The organism is Ruegeria sp. HKCCSP346, assembly GCF_017872595.1.
Taxonomy (GTDB): Bacteria; Pseudomonadota; Alphaproteobacteria; order Rhodobacterales; family Rhodobacteraceae; genus Ruegeria.
In genome coordinates this window covers 106,212-122,759 of the sequence record NZ_JAEDOT010000006.1, presented here as the reverse complement: position 1 = coordinate 122,759, position 16,548 = coordinate 106,212, and the positions used below count along the sequence as shown (strand labels likewise).

General features: G+C 60.1%; 15 protein-coding genes. 9 read left to right on the top strand and 6 right to left on the bottom strand.

Annotation, left to right across the window (positions count from 1 at the left end; all coding sequences use genetic code 11):
- Positions 1-141 precede the first annotated feature (141 nt).
- The 4 genes from I9185_RS15990 to I9185_RS15975 form a co-directional block, all read right to left on the bottom strand.
- The gene (locus I9185_RS15990; protein ID WP_245223604.1) at positions 142-4,230 is read right to left on the bottom strand and encodes a translocation/assembly module TamB domain-containing protein; all 4,089 of its coding nucleotides are present in this window, start codon (positions 4,228-4,230) and stop codon (positions 142-144) included.
- Positions 4,227-6,032, bottom strand: coding sequence for a BamA/TamA family outer membrane protein (locus I9185_RS15985; RefSeq protein ID WP_209834907.1), 1,806 nt, complete (start codon positions 6,030-6,032; stop codon positions 4,227-4,229). Before I9185_RS15985 ends, I9185_RS15990 begins: the two co-directional genes overlap by 4 nt.
- Positions 6,033-6,184: 152 nt before the next feature.
- Positions 6,185-7,171: a glyceraldehyde 3-phosphate dehydrogenase NAD-binding domain-containing protein gene (locus I9185_RS15980; protein WP_210093544.1), complete on the bottom strand. Its 987-nt coding sequence runs from the start codon at positions 7,169-7,171 to the stop codon at positions 6,185-6,187.
- A gap of 54 nt (positions 7,172-7,225) precedes the next feature.
- A complete protein-coding gene (locus I9185_RS15975) occupies positions 7,226-7,549 on the bottom strand; it encodes a hypothetical protein (RefSeq protein WP_170344942.1) in 324 nt (107 codons plus the stop codon).
- Positions 7,550-7,874: 325 nt separating this feature from the next.
- Here I9185_RS15975 and I9185_RS15970 point away from each other — a divergent pair, with 325 nt between their 5' ends.
- Positions 7,875-8,231: a hypothetical protein gene (locus tag I9185_RS15970; RefSeq protein ID WP_209834911.1), complete on the top strand. Its 357-nt coding sequence runs from the start codon at positions 7,875-7,877 to the stop codon at positions 8,229-8,231.
- Between the two features lie 15 nt (positions 8,232-8,246).
- Here I9185_RS15970 and I9185_RS15965 read toward each other — a convergent pair whose 3' ends face one another.
- Positions 8,247-9,182 (bottom strand): glyoxylate/hydroxypyruvate reductase A, encoded by a 936-nt coding sequence (locus I9185_RS15965; protein ID WP_171636791.1) that lies wholly within the window; start codon positions 9,180-9,182, stop codon positions 8,247-8,249.
- A 130-nt stretch (positions 9,183-9,312) separates the two neighbouring features.
- Here I9185_RS15965 and I9185_RS15960 point away from each other — a divergent pair, with 130 nt between their 5' ends.
- The 4 genes from I9185_RS15960 (at position 9,313) to I9185_RS15945 (ending at position 11,994) form a co-directional block, all read left to right on the top strand.
- Positions 9,313-9,540, top strand: coding sequence for a hypothetical protein (locus I9185_RS15960; protein ID WP_171636793.1), 228 nt, complete (start codon positions 9,313-9,315; stop codon positions 9,538-9,540).
- A gap of 7 nt (positions 9,541-9,547) precedes the next feature.
- Positions 9,548-10,354, top strand: coding sequence for a thioesterase family protein (locus I9185_RS15955; protein WP_171205614.1), 807 nt, complete (start codon positions 9,548-9,550; stop codon positions 10,352-10,354).
- Between the two features lie 72 nt (positions 10,355-10,426).
- Positions 10,427-11,074 carry a DUF1007 family protein gene (locus I9185_RS15950; protein WP_210093543.1) on the top strand — a complete coding sequence of 216 codons (648 nt, stop codon included), beginning with the start codon at positions 10,427-10,429 and terminating at the stop codon, positions 11,072-11,074.
- Complete coding sequence (locus I9185_RS15945; protein ID WP_210093542.1) at positions 11,059-11,994, top strand: hypothetical protein; 936 nt, start codon at positions 11,059-11,061, stop codon at positions 11,992-11,994. The genes I9185_RS15950 and I9185_RS15945 overlap by 16 nt, the downstream gene beginning before the upstream one ends.
- Before the next feature lies 1 nt (position 11,995).
- Here I9185_RS15945 and truA read toward each other — a convergent pair whose 3' ends face one another.
- Entirely contained in the window at positions 11,996-12,763 is a 768-nt protein-coding gene (gene truA, locus I9185_RS15940; protein WP_171724452.1) for a tRNA pseudouridine(38-40) synthase TruA, read from the bottom strand.
- A gap of 107 nt (positions 12,764-12,870) precedes the next feature.
- Between truA and I9185_RS15935 the strand changes: the two genes are divergently transcribed.
- The 4 genes from I9185_RS15935 to I9185_RS15920 are packed head-to-tail and all read left to right on the top strand — an operon-like array spanning position 12,871 to position 16,491.
- The gene (locus I9185_RS15935) at positions 12,871-14,286 is read left to right on the top strand and encodes a YcjX family protein (protein WP_210093541.1); all 1,416 of its coding nucleotides are present in this window, start codon (positions 12,871-12,873) and stop codon (positions 14,284-14,286) included.
- The gene (locus tag I9185_RS15930) at positions 14,283-14,738 is read left to right on the top strand and encodes a GNAT family N-acetyltransferase (protein ID WP_171636804.1); all 456 of its coding nucleotides are present in this window, start codon (positions 14,283-14,285) and stop codon (positions 14,736-14,738) included. The genes I9185_RS15935 and I9185_RS15930 overlap by 4 nt, the downstream gene beginning before the upstream one ends.
- Positions 14,731-15,720, top strand: a complete 990-nt coding sequence (locus tag I9185_RS15925; protein WP_210093540.1) for a TIGR01620 family protein — start codon at positions 14,731-14,733, stop codon at positions 15,718-15,720. The genes I9185_RS15930 and I9185_RS15925 overlap by 8 nt, the downstream gene beginning before the upstream one ends.
- Positions 15,721-15,780: 60 nt before the next feature.
- Positions 15,781-16,491 (top strand): VIT1/CCC1 transporter family protein, encoded by a 711-nt coding sequence (locus tag I9185_RS15920; protein ID WP_210093539.1) that lies wholly within the window; start codon positions 15,781-15,783, stop codon positions 16,489-16,491.
- Positions 16,492-16,548: the final 57 nt, after the last annotated feature.

The window sequence follows — 16,548 nt, the reverse complement described above, 5'->3', positions numbered from 1 at the left end:
ACCACGCAAATTTCCGCACTGGCGATGGCATCGCGACCACCAACGAAATCGGAACCAGGCGTCCATAAGGCAATGTGAACACCCGTCACCTGCTGGTGCGAAACAAACGGATGGCTCAACGCGGCTTTTATTGGCAGCTGGTCAATAGTCACGCTCGAAGAACAGACCCAGGCCGGTTTCCCCTCGGCCATCGACCGTACCGCGCACCGTGAAATTGTCCGTGACATCGAGGTTTAGGTTCACTTCGGTGTCACCTTCGGTGTTCACGGTGAAATCCGTATAGAGGTTTTCACCCAGGTACGCGCCCGCGCCCAAACGGCCCGCGCCGCTTTCCGAAGCTCCTATGTCGACCGTGTCGACTCCGGTGGAGTCGCGGAGACCTTTGGTTGCATCACCACCCGCACCGCTAAGCTGCGCCAGTGATGCTGCCATTTGCGCGATCAGGAAAGGCGAGATTTCTGAAAACCGGTTCCCGAACAGCAACATTGCCAGCGCTTCTTCAGCCGGACGTTCAGGGTCGGAAAACACATTGACCTCAGGTGAATCCAGCGGGCCGGCAATTTCGATCGTCGCGGTGCCGTCAGACGTGCTGGCTGAAGACTCGAACTCGATATACGGGGTCAGGTCGCCTTGCAATGTGACGATCCCCTTGGTCAGTGCCAATCTGCGGCCCAGAATGTCGAAATTCCCTCGGATCAGTTCGATCTGACCGGACGGAACAACAGAGGCAGTGGTACCGCCGATGAAAATTCGACCGCCCAGTTCTGCGTTCACCCCGCGTCCTCTGACGAAAACCGCCTTGGGTGCAAGCAGGCTGATATCCAGCGCAATACGGGATGCGCTTTTCTCCGATCCTTCGGTCACGACCAATCCGGCCCGCTCTCGCGTGATGAAACCGGCGCGACTTTCGTTGATGTGCTGGATGTCCGGGATAGGTGCCGCGCCTACCGCGCCGGACGCGGCGGCAAGGTTGATGTTGGTTTCGTCAAACGTGATCTGACCGGCAAGCGAACTGTTTCCGGCCAACGCCCCGGTCATGGCAATCTGACCGTTCAGGGTGGTTTCATACAGCAACCGGTCTGTCAGCACCAGGTTGTTCAGGGTGGTGGTAATCTGGGCGTTGAACGGAGGGGTCAGGTCAACAGGCCCGTTGACGGTAAAGTTGCCTCCCGCCCGAACTCCGCCATTCAGTGTAATGTTTGCGCGACTTTGCGCCAGATCCACCTGACCACTGATCCCGGTAATGGTCTGACCAGCACCCGGAATGGCAAGGGATGTGCCCGAAGTGGTGACTGAACCGCTCAGCGACGCCAGCGCCGGAGCACCCTTGAGTGCCAGATCGAAGCGCGCCGACCCGTCGATCTTGTTGGGTGTGATGAAGACATTCGCGATCCCAAGGTTGATGCCGCCCTGTGCCTTCAGATCCGCCTGACCGCTGGTTTCATCAAAGGTGCCAGCCAACGTGGTGTCTATGTCGGCAGGCCCTTGCGCCTTGGCGTCAATCGTCCAGACACCGTTATCGCGTTTGGCCGTTCCCTTTGCTGCCACAGTGCCGGGAAATTCGGGAACGAACCGCTCGATCCGGTTCAGTTTGGCGTCAAAATCCACATCAGCCGAGCCATTCTGGCCGACCGTTCCTTGAAGGCTGGCGTAAGAGCTGTCAGGCCCGTCCAGGCGGGCAGTGCCTTCCAACCCAGAGCCGGTCGGAGCGACGTTCCCGCTCAGGTTCAGCGGGCCGGACAAGGTTTGCGACAGACGGGCAAGGTCATCCAGTTTGGCGGAAAAGTCCAAACCGCCGGCGTCTCGGTTCAGCTTGCCCGATGCATTCGCCGAAAGGGCCGTTCCAATCAGTTGGAACGTACGGATATCCAGGCCTTCATCGTCGTTCATCGCGTCCACGGTCAGGTTCGTTCGACCCTGGATCAGGTCGTCAACGGCGTCGATCCCGGTTTTGATGTCGTCCGCCGCCAGATTGCCTTTTACGTCGAACGCTTTGCTGCCGACTGCGCCCTTGCCGACAATATCCGCACGGATCGCCCCTGCCAGATCGCGTTTTGCAAGGCTTGAAAACGGTGACAGGTCCGGGATGTTCAGATTGACCTGCCCGTCAATGGCAAGGGCTTTCCTTGGGTCGTCTATGGTGGCAGAGGCCTTGACGGTCAGCGCTGAACCGTTCACCGATGCGTCGCGGATCACAATCTGTTCCTGGCTCAGCGCACCGTCGAACGTGATCTCGTTGCGACCGACCAACAGCGGGTCGATCTCGGCCAGACCGGTTTTGATATCCCGGCCCGATACGCTGGCCGTGCCGTCAAACTCCAGCGTCTGAACAGTTCCTTTTCCTTTCAGTTTCGCTTGCACTGCACCCCCAAGCTCGCGTTTGGCAAGGCCCGAAAACACGGACAGGTCCCGGGAATTGACCGTCGCCTGACCATCGATCGTCACGTTGCCATCAGGGGTCGTTACGGTGCCGTCGGCCTGGGCGCGCAAGGTATCACCGATCAGGGTGAAATCTTGGATGGTTATGCCATCTGCGCCACGCTTGGCGTCGAGCGTTATTGCTGTGTTGCCCTTGATCACCGGATCGATGTCATCACGCCCGGTCGAGAGGTCGGTTCCTTCGACCTCCAGTTTGCCGTCGAAACTGCCTTCCAGTGGTGAGCCTTTACCGTTTAGACGGGCCGAGACCTGGCCTCCCAGCTCCAGTTGGGCCAGCTCCGAAAACCGGGACAGATCCGTGGCTTCCAGAGTGGCGGTGCCGTCGATGGCCAAACCGGTGGACAGGCCGCTGACCAATGCGTCGACACCCAATTCGTAATCCGAACCAACCAGTTCGAGACCGGTCAGGTTCAGGGATTGGTCACTGCCATAGTCAAAGGTGCCATCCAGAGTGATGAGGTCGCCTATTGCTGCATTCAGGGCCTCGTCCGCCAGATCAATTCCGTCCAACGCGGCCTGCAGATTGCCATTGATTTTTAGCGCTGCGCCCTGTTCCAAGGTCCCGTGAGCAGTAATTTGCGCGCGCTCCAAATTAACTTGCTCGGCCTGCACGGCGTTCGCAGTCAGGCTCAGGTCCCAATGATTGCCGTTTTTTTCGTCGTACAGCGCCGAAATCTGTGCCGCTCCAACGGACGTGTCACCGCCCGAGGCTGGAAGAGTTACCCTTTCACCCTCCGGTGGCGTTATGCGTCCTTGCAGGGCCGCGAGTTGCAATCGCCCACCTGCCGCCAACTGTAACTGGCCTTTCAGGTTCAGTGCTTGTGACGAGATCTCAAGTTCGTCAATTTCCAGCGCACCTTCAGGTTGGGTTCGCCCATCCACATAGAGCTGTGTTTTGGCACCGAAAAACGTATCCATTTCTTCGGCGACAAAAGGTGTCAAATCACCGCCGAGATCAGCAGTAAACGCAATGCCCTCTTCCGCGCTGGCCGCGGCAGTCGGGGCCGAGCGCAACCGAACCTGCCCTGTCACCCGAGGCTGACCATCGCTGCTGAGACCGATATCGGCCGTAAAATCGGTCACGGGCCCGGACCCTTTCGCTGTCAGCGCGATAGGTGGGGTATCCGGCATTTCAAGAGCGGTCGAGATCAGGCCGCCCGCTGCCTCTGTCACCTGAAGATCAAGATTGATCTGGCTGTTTGAATTCTGAAAGCCCGCGGCCAACTTGATCTCATCGCCCGCCCGGTCCAGCCGCGTGATATCAAGGTTGGTGTCCAGCGTTCCGTCGGCCAGTGACAGGTTGCCACTAACCGCCAGTTCTGCGGCCACTCCGATCAGGGGCTGGCCCAAAGCCAGCTCGTCGATGCGAATTTCACCGATTTCGATGGCTACGGGCAGTTCAGGCAGTTGGAAGCCTTTTGTTTCTGCAGTTGGCGGCGGCGTATCTTTGGTGGTGGTGCCCGGCGCGCGGGCGACGTCGATTTCTTGTGCAGTCAAGGCATTGACCGAGAACCGCCCACGGATCAAAGCCAGCCGGTTCCAGTCAAGTTCGGCGTCCTTTATAGTCAGCCAGACCCCTTCGTCATCGGCAACCGTGATCTCGGCAATCGTGGCACGTGAACTCAGTGCACCTTGCAGGCCCTTGACGGTGACGTTCTGATCGTCGCCCGACAGGGTATCCTGCAGGAACCGCTCGATCATGCTGCCGCCTTCGTCCTCCTGCGGATGTCCGGCCACAGGCACGATTGCCAGCGCGGCGATCAGCAGAGGATATGAAAGGTGCCGTCTCAAAATGCCTGTCCGATCCCGATATAGAACTGTAGCCCGTCCCCGGTGGGACCGCTGACAGGATAGGCCAGATCAAGACGCAAGGGGCCAAACCCGCCCAGATCGTATCTTACGCCGATACCGGCGCCCGAGTGGTCTTCCGCGCCGCTGCCGACAAACGAAGATGTATCGACGACACCGTAGTCGTAAAACCCGACAAGCGACAGGCTGTCAGTCACCTTGCCTCGGATCTCGCCGGACAAGCCAATAAATGACTTGCCGCCCGCGACGCCGCTTCCGACCGGAATGCCGAGGCTTTCATACGGCTGCCCGCGAACGGTTCCCGCACCGCCCGAGAAGAACAGAAAATCGGGCGTGACGCCATTTGCGGGTGGGCCGATTACCGATCCCAGTTGCGCCCGCCCCGCCAGTACAACCCGTCCTCCGGTGCCAAGGCTGGTATAGGCACGACCGTCGAAAAACAGACGAATTCCCGTGTCGCTGCCGGAAAAGCCGACAAAGGGCATGATCTGGGAATCCAGATAGAAACCGCGCGTTGCACTGACTTTGCTGTCACGCTCATCCCATTCGGATCGGAACGGAACGATGAAATACCTGAACTTGCGCCCGCTGCCATATGCGTCATCCGCGTCCGACCACTGGAACCCGGCCGATGCCTCGGCGTAAAGATTGTCCGAGAACGTCCGGCGCGCACCATAGGCCAGCGAAGCCACTGTCACATTGTAGTTTTCCGTGTTGCGGCGTTCCAGCAGGGCGCTCCAGAAGGTGTTGTCATCAGGTCCAAGCCGGTCAGGTTGATCCAGACGCAGCCCGATCCGGCCATCAATATCCTCTGCACCGCCAATATTTCGAACCGCCGCTTCGAAGCGCAGACGTTCTGCGCGCCTGAACATATTGCGATGGGTCCACGTCGCCGTCACATCCACACCATCGCGAGAGGCCAGTTCGACACCAAAGGTCAACCGACGTTTGGGCAGGTCTTCGAACGTGGCGTCGAAATCCAGTGTGCCATCGGGGTTTGGAACCTCTCGTTCCTGCAACGAGACCACGTTGAACGTGCCGGTCCGGCGCAACCGTGTTCCCACCTTCTGGATTTTCTCAGGGGAATAGACCTCTCCACTAGGGAACCCGGCGATCTTTTCGATGGATCTGTGGCGTACATCTGAATTGCCCTTGATGAACATCTTGCCAAATGTCAGCCTGCGCCCGGGATCAAGGTCGATCTGGGCATCCAGACGAGCTTGGGCGTGGCGCGCGATGATTGTCTGACCCGCAATTCCGGCTTTTGCGTGACCCGCGTCCCTCCATCCCTGAACACCGGCCGAGGAGGCCTGTTGAATGGCACCGGTCGTCGCCAGTTTCCCGGGGGCAAAATCCTCGGGGAGTTTGGTTTCAGGGGCCAGGGGCTGAACAGTGGCGGTGCCGAATTTGAAGCTTGGCCCGGTTTCAACGGCAATCGCAGCACGGTTTATTTGTGCAGGCACCGTGAGAGAGCTCAGCTCGGCCGCTTCCTGTCCATCAAGCTTGATGCTGACGACCGGGCTGAAATAGCCCTCGTCGTAAAGGATTTGCACGATCGTACGGTAATCCGACAAGGCCGCCGAGAGGATTTCAAGCGGGGTGTCGAGGCCGCGTTCTTCAGCCGTGGTTACTGAGGATGTCTGCTTGAGACGTTCAACCAGTTCTTTCGATGCACCAGGGGCGGTAAGAGACGTTTCCAGCGCCGCCAGCGTGGTTGGGGCCAAAGTCACAACTGTGGCCATCAGCCAGCGCCCCAGACGGCATTGCCGCTTGCTCCTTTGCATGAATTGCCCCAACTGTCCCAATTCCAGTTCTCTTGTCCGTGTCGTGCACGGCCCTTTGAATTCAGGTTAGAGCATCTGAAAGCGGATGGGGAAAGGAATTATACATGAGACGAGAATTTTTCCGGCCAAATTGTGTTGAGGTTGCCGCCCGGCTATTCGGCTGCCATAAGGCGGGCCACGTCCAGCATTCGCGCCGAGAAGCCCCATTCGTTGTCGTACCAGCCAAAGACCCTGACCTGATTTTCACCCACCATACGGGTCTCGGGCCCGGCAACAACCAGCGATTCAGGGCGGGACCGCAAGTCGGACGAGACCAGCGGCAAATCAGTCCAGCCAAGCACCGGGGATGCAGCAACGGATTGTTTCAGGGCTTGATCGAAGGTTTCGGCGCTCATGCCGCGCTGCAATGTGACCACGAGGTCCACGGCTGACACACTTGCCGTCGGAACGCGGACAGCCGCGCCCGAGATACGCCCGGCCAGATGCGGAAGGACGACGTCGATCAGGTGCATCGCGCTCGATGTGGTCGGAACCATCGACAGCGCCCCAGCCCGGGAACGGGCAAGGTCGCCACGCGGCGCATCCACCATCGGTTGGCTGTTGGTATAGCAGTGGATGGTGGTCATGTGCCCCGATGCAACACCGCCGATATCGTCGATGACCTTGACCAGTGGCACCAGCCCATTTGTGGTGCAGGATGCGTTTGACACAATCCGGGCGCTGCCCAACTGGTCTTCGTTCGCACCCAGAACGATGGTGACATCAGCAGCAGGGGAGGGGCCTGAGATCAGTACTTTGCCTGCGCCCGCAGACAAACCGCGACGTGCAACGTCCGAGCTGCGGGCGATACCCGTACAATCCAGCATGACGTCAACGCCCGACAGATCGACGCGGGTCAGATCAGCGCTGTGGGTCATGGGAATTGAGTGCCCATCCACGATCAGCGCGGCGTTCCCTGTGGACACATCGCCGGAATAGGGGCCAAATGTGCTGTCGTATTTGAACAGGTATGCACAGGTGTCCAGCGGCGCGATGTCATTGATCAGCACCAGCTCGATATCTGACCCTGTCGGCAGGGCCAGAACCTGCCGCAGGATCGTACGGCCAATACGGCCGAATCCGTTTATTGCGAGTTTCATGCGCAAGCTATGGCAGGCCGGTCCGGCGACCTCAATGCCTGATCTGACGCTGTGTCAGTTGCAGCTGACCTGCGAGAAAAACTGGCCCGAGATGTTCTGATACATGCTGGCCACGATCGGCTTGCACCCGGTTGCCTGCTGAATCGCGGCAATGGCCTGAACGGTGCGCAGGCGCGGTGGCGGACCGAATGGGTTGAGGTTGTTGTTGTCACGCGTGGCGCGATAGACAACCGGCGCATCGGAAACCTGTGTCACCGCCCAGGTGCGGCTCATGACGAACACGGATTTGGTTTCTTCCTTGGCCGAGATGGGGGATGCAAAAAGGGCCGCGGATGAAGCGAGTGCTGCGACGGCCAGCAGGGCAGGGCGTAGTTTCATGGAACAATCTCCAGTGCTCAAAATCAGAATTTACTTGGATTTCAGCAAATTCCGGCCCGCCTGTGAAGCCCCAAGGTCAGAAATTTGCGACGCCACCCCGTCGGGCAGGTGTTACCGACAATCTGTGGGCAATGGCAAATGCCGGTTGCAGCACCTGTGCCGCCAATGCCTGACCCACCCCGGATCGCCTGTGTTGCGGGCTTGCGAACAGGGGGCACGCAGACAGATTTTTTGGTATGCTTCGAAGGTACGTGTCGGGGGCTTGGCCCTGCCGGGTTAGGGGTATAACCTTGACCACAAATGATTTCAGCTCTGCGAGGCCGCCATGAATGCCCCAAGTTTTACCGCCATCGCCGCATGCGGCATTCTATTGATGAACACCGTGGTCGAGGCCAAGCCGCTGTCCCGAATCATAGCCGAGATGGGGTTGTCTCCGGCAGATTTCGAAGTGGTCAACGCAGCCTCGAACGCGCTTTTGACCAGCGGTACGCCTTCCGTGGGCCAGGAACGGTCATGGAAGAATGACGACACGGGTTCCAAAGGGACAATCCGGGTGCGATCGGTACAGGGAAACTGCGTTGGTCTTCAGCATGTGATTCAGCCGGACGGCGGTGATCAGAGCAGGGAAATCCGAACCCGCCGGTGCAACGACGGCAACGGCAATTGGATCCTTACGCCCTGATCATCAGCTCAGATTTCAGTAACCCTGATCACGATTGACTTCATGCAGCAAGGCCGCGCCGGAGCTGAGGCGCCGGAAGTTTTCAGCCACATCCGACAAGGCGTCGCCCAGATGCCAGCCTGAAACATGTGGTGTGATCGTCACACCGGGGTGGCGCCATAGCGGGCTGTCTTGTGGCAAAGGTTCCTGCGAGGTGACGTCCAAAACGGCATGCCCCGGAACCCCTGCGTCCAGTGCCGCGATAAGGGCGCCCTCATCAATCAGATTTCCGCGCCCGGCGTTCAGCAGCTGACTGCCGGGTTTCATCGCCGCCAGCATCCGGGCATCAAACAGGCCAGCGGTCTGAGGGGTCGAGGGCAGGATGGCGCAAACGTGGTCACATTGGCCAAGAAGCGCGGGCAACGCGTCCTGCCCATGCATGCAAGTTACGCCTTCAATGGCTTTGGGCGTACGGCTCCAGCCCATGACTTGAAAGCCCACGGCGTGCAGCATCCGCGCAGTGCGGGCGCCGATGTGACCAAGACCCAGAACACCGACCACGGTGTCCGGGGTAAAAACCGGTGCTCGCGGGGACCACTCGGCGCGGGTTTGAGCCGCTTCGTGAAACGCCATGTGTCGCTGAGCGCGCAGGATATAGGCCAGAAACCACTCGGCAATGCCCTGTGCCGGTGCGTCAGGCTTCAGGCGGGTGATGCGAACGTGACCGGGCAGACCGGGATGGCTGACAATGGTCTCGACCCCTGCGCCCAGCTTTTGTACCAGTTTCAGGTTCGGCAATCGCGTCGGGTGGTCACGTTGCATGTCAACCACGGCCAGCATGGTTATGTCATCAGGATTGCCCAACGTTTCGGCGGTGCGGATATCCGCATCCGGTAACACGGCCTGTAAACTGCGGGCAATTTCGTCATCACTTATCCAGTTGGACAGCCCGGTTTCGATCAACAACGCCATGTGCGGCTCCTGCATGTGTTTGATGTGGTGACGTCCCGTCACTGCGGTGGACAGGGCCCGGGCAGTTAAGCCATCCTTGAGGCAAAAGTATAGCCCGGACCCGGTGCTTCAGAGGGACATTTCCGAAAACATGACAATCAGCCTGGCCGTGCAAATTCATGATCATCTGCAAGACGTTGCTGATATGACCGGGGTCGAGGTCACTCGGATGGATGACGCATGTGTCCCTGGCGGTAATGGCGAAACTGATCGCAAGGCCGGCGTGTCCTACATTTTCGCCGCCAAAGTCGGAATGGGGAAAGTGTTTGAACGCCTGGGTTCAGACAAACGGAAACGATTTGCGCAAGAACAAACCTGAGGATCACATGGCGGAAGCGCTCGACTTTACCAACACGACTTATTTTCATCAGCGCGAGGACGGGGCGTTTGTTGGTAACGATGCCGCGCGCGGGCCTTGGTCTGCCGCACATTGCCACGCGGGGCCGGTCAGCGGCTTGATCGTACGGGCCGCAGAAACCGAAATCGGCCCCGAGAAGATGCTGACCCGACTGACTGTCGATTTGCTGAGGCCGCTCCCGCTGGCCGGGCTTCGCGTTGCGGCAGAGACCACGCGCCACACAAAGACGCTTGGGACCACGCGGGTCACGGTGCACGATCTCGACGATACGTTGTGCGCCACGGCAACAACCATGCACCTGTTGCGGCGCGATCTGGGGCAGGTGCCGAATGTCGAAATGGATGCGCCGAGAATAGAGGACGTTGTCGATGGCCCTTTTCCGATAGGCGAAATTCGCCACGACCTGCCAGGCTTTGCCCATTACAGCGATATTCGCTATCCCGCAGGGGGAAAACAGGGTGCCGGGCCCAAAACGATTTGGATGCGTACTCCGCAGCTTTTGCAGGGCGAGGATCAATCGCCCATACAGGCCCTGTGCCCGTTGGCCGATTGTGGAAACGGTATCTCATGGAATGCGCCGACCACTGAAATGGGGTTCATGAATACTGACCTGACCGTGCATATCCACCGTGAACCGGTTTCGGATTGGCTGGCCTCAAAATCGATTTCGCATTGGCAGCCTTCCGGCATCGGCATGTCTCAGTCCGTGCTCTTTGATACGCAAGGTCCAGTGGGTACTGCGCTGCAAACACTGGTTCTGTTTCCGCCGACCTGATGTTGGGCCGGATTTCGCATCGGGAGTGAAAATGTCGTTGCCGCCACGCGGAGGGAGACCTATCTTGCACCTATGCGTTATCTTATAACCACTATGATCCTTTGTTTGCCGATGGAGGCCAACGCCCACCCCCATGTCTTCATTGATACCGGGCTGGAGTTCATCGTGGATGACGCTGGTCAACTGACCCATGTTCGCGTGACCTGGGCGTATGACGAATTCTACTCGTTGTTGGTTCTGGAAGACATGAAGCTGGATCAGGATGCTGACGGCGTTCTGACGGAAAGCGAAGAACGGTTCCTGACCGGGTTCGATACGCAGTGGGTGGAAGGATATAACGGCGATCTTGTCGTTACCACAGACGGAACCCCCGTCGCGCTGTCGGGCCCGATGGAGGCGCAGGCGACAGTTGAAGACGGGCGCGTTGTCACCACGCATCTCAGGGCGGTGGAGGCCGGTTCCGTCGCGGCCACGGCGCTGTCTGCGAAAGCGTTTGATGAGACGTTTTATACCGCCTACGAGGTGACGCGACCCGTGACCGTGACGGGCCCCGCCGCGTGCCAGATTGACCGGTTTGACCCGGATATCGACGGCGAACTGGCCCAGATGCAGGCCTTTCTGCTGACCCTGGACGCCGACTATGACCTCGAGGAAAATGACATCCCTCTGGTCGGTGAACGTTTTGCCACCGAGATCCGCGTATCATGTCCCGATACCTGATCCTGCCTGTCGGCCTGGCGATTGTACTGCTGCTCTGGTTTTGGGGCAGCGGAGGCTTTGACAGCCTTGCGGCTTGGGCTGCGGGGGAGCAACGAGAATTCCAGAACCAGATCGCCCGGTCCTTGCGTGCCGCGCGTGCCGAGCAACCCGAGGCGGTGGCAACGCTGTTGACGGTCTGTTTCGCCTACGGGTTCTTTCACGCCATCGGCCCCGGCCACGGAAAGGTCCTGATCGGGGGTTACGGTTTGGGTCGGCGTGTCGCCTTCTGGCGGTTGTCGGCGATCAGTGTATTGTCCAGCCTCGGGCAGGCGGTGACGGCCGTCGTCTTGGTCTATGCCGGGGTGCTGGTGTTCCAGATGTCCCGTGAAAGCCTTGTTGGAACGACGGAACAGGTCATGGCTCCGATAAGCTACGGAGCGATCGCCCTTATCGGTCTTTGGCTGGTGGTCCGGTCCTTGCGCAGTTTTGCAAAGAAACGGAATACCACATCGCCCCATGAGCACCATCATCAGGAAAATGATCACTCGCATCACCACCAACACGATGGAGAAGTCTGTTCAGATTGCGGCCACCGCCATGGCCCGACCGCGCAGGAAGTTGCGAATGTGGGTTCACTGCGCGAGGCCCTGATCCTGATTGCGGGCATCGCGGCACGACCATGCACAGGGGCTTTGTTCGTGCTGATTCTGACGTGGCAGATGGGCATCGCGATGGTCGGTATCGCCGGGGCTTTTGCCATGGCATTGGGCACGGCGCTGGTGACGACATTGGTGGGATGGACGTCCTTTGGCCTTCGCGGAGGTCTGCTGGCCTCAGCCTCAGCCACACGGTTCGCATCGGTGTTGGCCCCAACCATCGAACTGGTCGCCGGGCTGATCATTGCCGTGATCGCAAGTGGATTGCTGCTGCGTGCGATTTAGGTCAGTCGAATACCGGTTCCGGGTACCCAACCCGCGCCAGATACAGCCCTTGCGGCGGGCACACTGGCCCGCAGGCCGCACGGTCGGCGGCTTCCAACGCCTCGTGAACATCTTCCGGGGTCCACGCGCCGGCGCCCACACGTTCCAGGGTTCCGACGAAACTGCGCACCTGATTGTGCAGGAATGACCGTGCCCTAACGTGGAAATGGACCTCGGGGCCGGAAAATCCCTGAACCTGTTCAACCCGCAACTCATCCAGAGTTTTGACCGGGCTGGCCGCCTGGCAAATCGACGACCTGAAGGTCGTGAAATCATGGCGACCCAGCAGCATGTTCGCCGCTTCCTGCATGGCCTCGACATCCAGCGGATGATTGATCTGCCAAACCTGCCCTTTGTCATGGGTTGCAGGCGCGCGTCGCATCAGGATGCGGAACAGGTATTGCCGTTCGACCGCCGAAAACCGCGCGTGCCAATCGTCGGTCACGCGTGCGGCGTCCACGATCGCCACCGGCTGCGGTTTGAGGTGATAGTTTAGCGCCTCGGACAGGCGGAACGGGTCCCACTCCTTGGCCATGTCGCAATGGGCGACCTGACCCAACGCATGAACCCCGGCGTCGGTACGCCCTGCGGCAGCAATCGTATGCGCACCCGGCTGGATACGGGACAGGGCCTGTTCGATTGCGCCCTGCACGGACGGCTGATCCTTCTGCCGCTGCCATCCGGCAAACGGTTCCCCCTGGTATTCGACTTTCAACGCGTATCTGGGCATGTGCCGCTGGTACAGCGCGGCGCGGGAACGGGCAAGGGGGCGAAAGCGCTGGTATGTGCGGTACCCTCTACCTATCTTGGGTGAAACGATAATTGCGGGGCGACAGATTGGTCATCTCATCTCTGGCAGACAGTCTTGTGCGCGGCGTCGAAACCATCGGCGACAGCGTATCCGAGACGTTTTTTGAGCCTGTCATCCGCCTGGGTGTCACCGGGTTGGCGCGATCGGGCAAGACGGTTTTCATCACCTCGTTGGTGGCGAACCTGCTGGATCGGGGGCGCATGACCGGGTTGGTTGCGCAGCAGGAAGGTCGGATCAATGCCGCCTATCTGCAACCCCAACCGGATGACACCGTGCCCCGGTTCGATTATGAAACGCACCTGTCCGCCCTGACGGGTCCGTCACCGCACTGGCCGGACAGCACACGCGCGGTGTCAGAGCTGCGCCTGTCCTTCAAAGCCCGCCCAGCCGGCTTGCTTGCTGGCTTGCAGGGGCCGCGCACCGTCCATCTGGATATCGTCGATTACCCCGGCGAATGGCTTCTGGATCTGGCCCTGCTGGACAAGTCTTATGCAGACTGGTCTCGGGAAACACTGGAACGTATCGAGGCCCGCTCGGAGGCGGTCGAGTATCTGGGGCAGGTCGATGCCGCAGACCCGTCCGGCGCACATGACGAGCCGACCGCGCAGGCGCTGGCATCGTCGTTCACAACCTATCTCAATCAGGCGCGTGAAGCGGGGTATTACGACTGTACCCCCGGGCGGTTCCTGCTGCCGGGGGATCTGGCAGGCTCTCCGGTTCTGACCTTTGCGCCGTTGGTGGTGTCTGGCCCGTCGCGGCGCAGAACGCTTCAACGCGAGATGGAACGGCGATACGAAGCCTATAAAGCCCAGGTCGTGAAACCGTTTTTTCGCGATCATTTCTCGCGCATCGACCGGCAGGTGGTTCTCGTCGATGCGCTGGGCGCTATTCACAAAGGTCCACAGGCGGTCGAGGATATGCGCCGCGCCATGGCCGATATCCTGTCGGCCTTTCGCCCCGGCCGAAATGCATGGCTCAGCCAATTGCTGTTGGGCAAGCGGGTCGAACGCATTTTGTTTGCGGCGACAAAAGCCGACCATTTGCACCACACCCAGCATCCCCGCCTGACCGCGATCATCGACGCATTGACGCGCGAGGCGCGCGATCGGGCGAGTTTCGCAGGGGCCCGGACCGAGGCCATGTCCCTGGCTTCGCTGCGTGCTACGACCGAAGAACTGCGCCACCACGACGGGACAGACTTGCCATGCGTTCGGGGTACCCTGTTGGAGAACGGCAAACAGGCCGCCTTCTACCCGGGAGAATTGCCCGAGGATCCAGCGCATCTGTTGGGTCCGGCCCGAAACGGGGCTGATGCGTGGTTGGGCGAAGATTACGGCTTCATGGCCTTTGCCCCGGCAAAGCTGTCGCTAAAACCTGGTGATGGCCCGCCGCATATCCGGCTGGACAGGGCGGCACAGTTCTTGATCGGAGATCGGTTGTGACGACAATTCTGCGCCGCGCGCGCCCGACGGATGCGGGCACCATCGGGTCGATCCTGCACGGTTTCGCCTTGGAAAACGACTGGATGCCTGAATTGCACAGCTGCGTCGAGACAATTGCTTTCTGTGGTCGAATGATTGATCTGGAATGGGTGACCGTGGCCGAAACCGAGGCCGGCGTTGTTGGTTTTTTGGCGCTCGACGGTCGTGAAATCCATTCGCTTTATCTGGATGCTTCGGTTCGGGGCCGCGGGATTGGTCGGCAATTGCTGGATCACGCCAAATCGGCCCGCTCAGAGCTGAGCTTGTACGCGTTTCAGAACAATGCCCGAGCCTGCCGGTTTTATGAACGTAACGGCTTTGCCGAGGTGGCCCGCAGCGATGGGGCGGACAACGACGAAAACCTGCCGGACATACGGTTTGTCTGGCGCAGCGAGGATGTGATCAATGGCTAAAGGCCCGGTTTTGATCGATCTTGAAGCGGATGAGCCCCCTGCCGATGTCGCCAAGGCCCCGCCGGTGCCGGACATCGCGCAACCACAAGGGCAGGCGATGCAAGGCGCGGCACGGCTGGCGGCGCGCAAGCCATCGGCTCTGGCGCGCTGGTTCTGGGGGCTGGCCCTGGCAGTGGTCGGGGCGGCCGTATCGGTGGCCGCGTGGGATTTTGCAACTTCGCTGGTGGCGCGAACGCCTGTTTTGGGGTGGATCGTAACCGGGTTGATCGCCGCGCTGGTTCTTGTGGCGCTTATGATCGCAATCCGTGAACTGGCCGCATTGGGGCGATTGTCCCGTGTGGATGGCCTGCGTCGGGCCGCAGATACCGCGTTGGCAGAGGAAGATCTGGCTCAGGCCCGCGCAGTTACCAATCGTATCATCGCATTCTACAAGGGCCGGGAAGACACACGCTGGGGCCGCGAACGATTGGCCGAGCGGATGGCAGATCAGTTCGATGCGTCAGCTCTGCTGGAACTTGCCGAAGTTGAGCTGTTGGCGCCTCTGGACGAAGCCGCCAGCCGCGAGGTCGAGGCCGCGGCCCGGCAAGTTGCAACCGTGACCGCATTGGTGCCGCTGGCGCTTGCGGATGTGATAACCGCGCTGGCCGCGTCATTGCGGATGATCCGCCGGGTTGCCGAAATCTATGGCGGGCGCGCGGGTACGCTGGGCGGCTGGCGTCTGACCCGCAGTGTATTTGTGCATCTGGTGGCGACAGGGGCGGTTGCAGTCGGCGATGATCTGCTGGAGCCTGTCCTGGGCGGTTCCGTTCTGAGCAAACTGTCACGCCGGTTCGGCGAGGGTCTGGTCAACGGGGCACTCAGCGCTCGTGTGGGTGTGGCCGCGATGGAGGTGTGCCGCCCGTTGCCCTTCTCGGACAGGCACAAACCTTCGACGCGGGGCATCATCAAACGCGCCTTGCAGGGCCTGTTTTCCAAGGGTTGATCCAAAGCAAGGCGCCCCGGCCTGCGCTTCGGCACACTGAATGTGTCAAAGGAGCCAGCCATGACGGATCACGGTCACAGCCCGCAGGAAATCGCCGAACGGATCAACGCACCGCCCGGACGCGGCGTGTTGCGCGATGTCGTCTATGGCGGCATCGACGGGTCCGTCACCACATTTGCCATTGTGGCAGGCGTTGCAGGGGCAGGTCTTTCCCCTTTCGTTATCGTGGCGCTTGGCCTGGCGAATGTTCTGGCTGACGGGTTTTCGATGGCTGCAGGCAATTATTCAGGCACCAAGGCCGAGCTGGACAACATTCGCCGCATCCGCGCGGTCGAGGAACGCCACATTGCGTTGTACCCGGATGGTGAGCGCGAAGAAGTGCGAGAGATCCTTGCGCAAAAAGGGCTGTCTGGCGACATTCTGATCGAGGCCACGGCAGAGATCACCTCGAGCACCGAAAACTGGATCAACCTGATGATCGAAGGTGAATATGGTCTGGGCAGTGTCGACCCGCATCCGATGAAAGCCGCATTGGCCACCTTCTTTGCGTTTCTGGTGGCGGGGATGATCCCATTGCTGCCGTTCCTGGCGTCCGTGCCGAACGCGTTTGCGATCTCGGCCTGGATGACCATGGCTGTCTTCTTTGCGATTGGCGCGCTCAAAAGCCGGTGGTCACTGGCCCCCTGGTGGCGGTCGGGGATCGAGACGCTTTTGATCGGCGGGCTGGCCGCGCTGATCGCGTATCTCGTCGGGTCCCTGTTCCACCCATGAAATTTGCGGCGCTGGGATGACGGTTGTTGCAGTGGGCCTTACCGCAAACCCCGGACC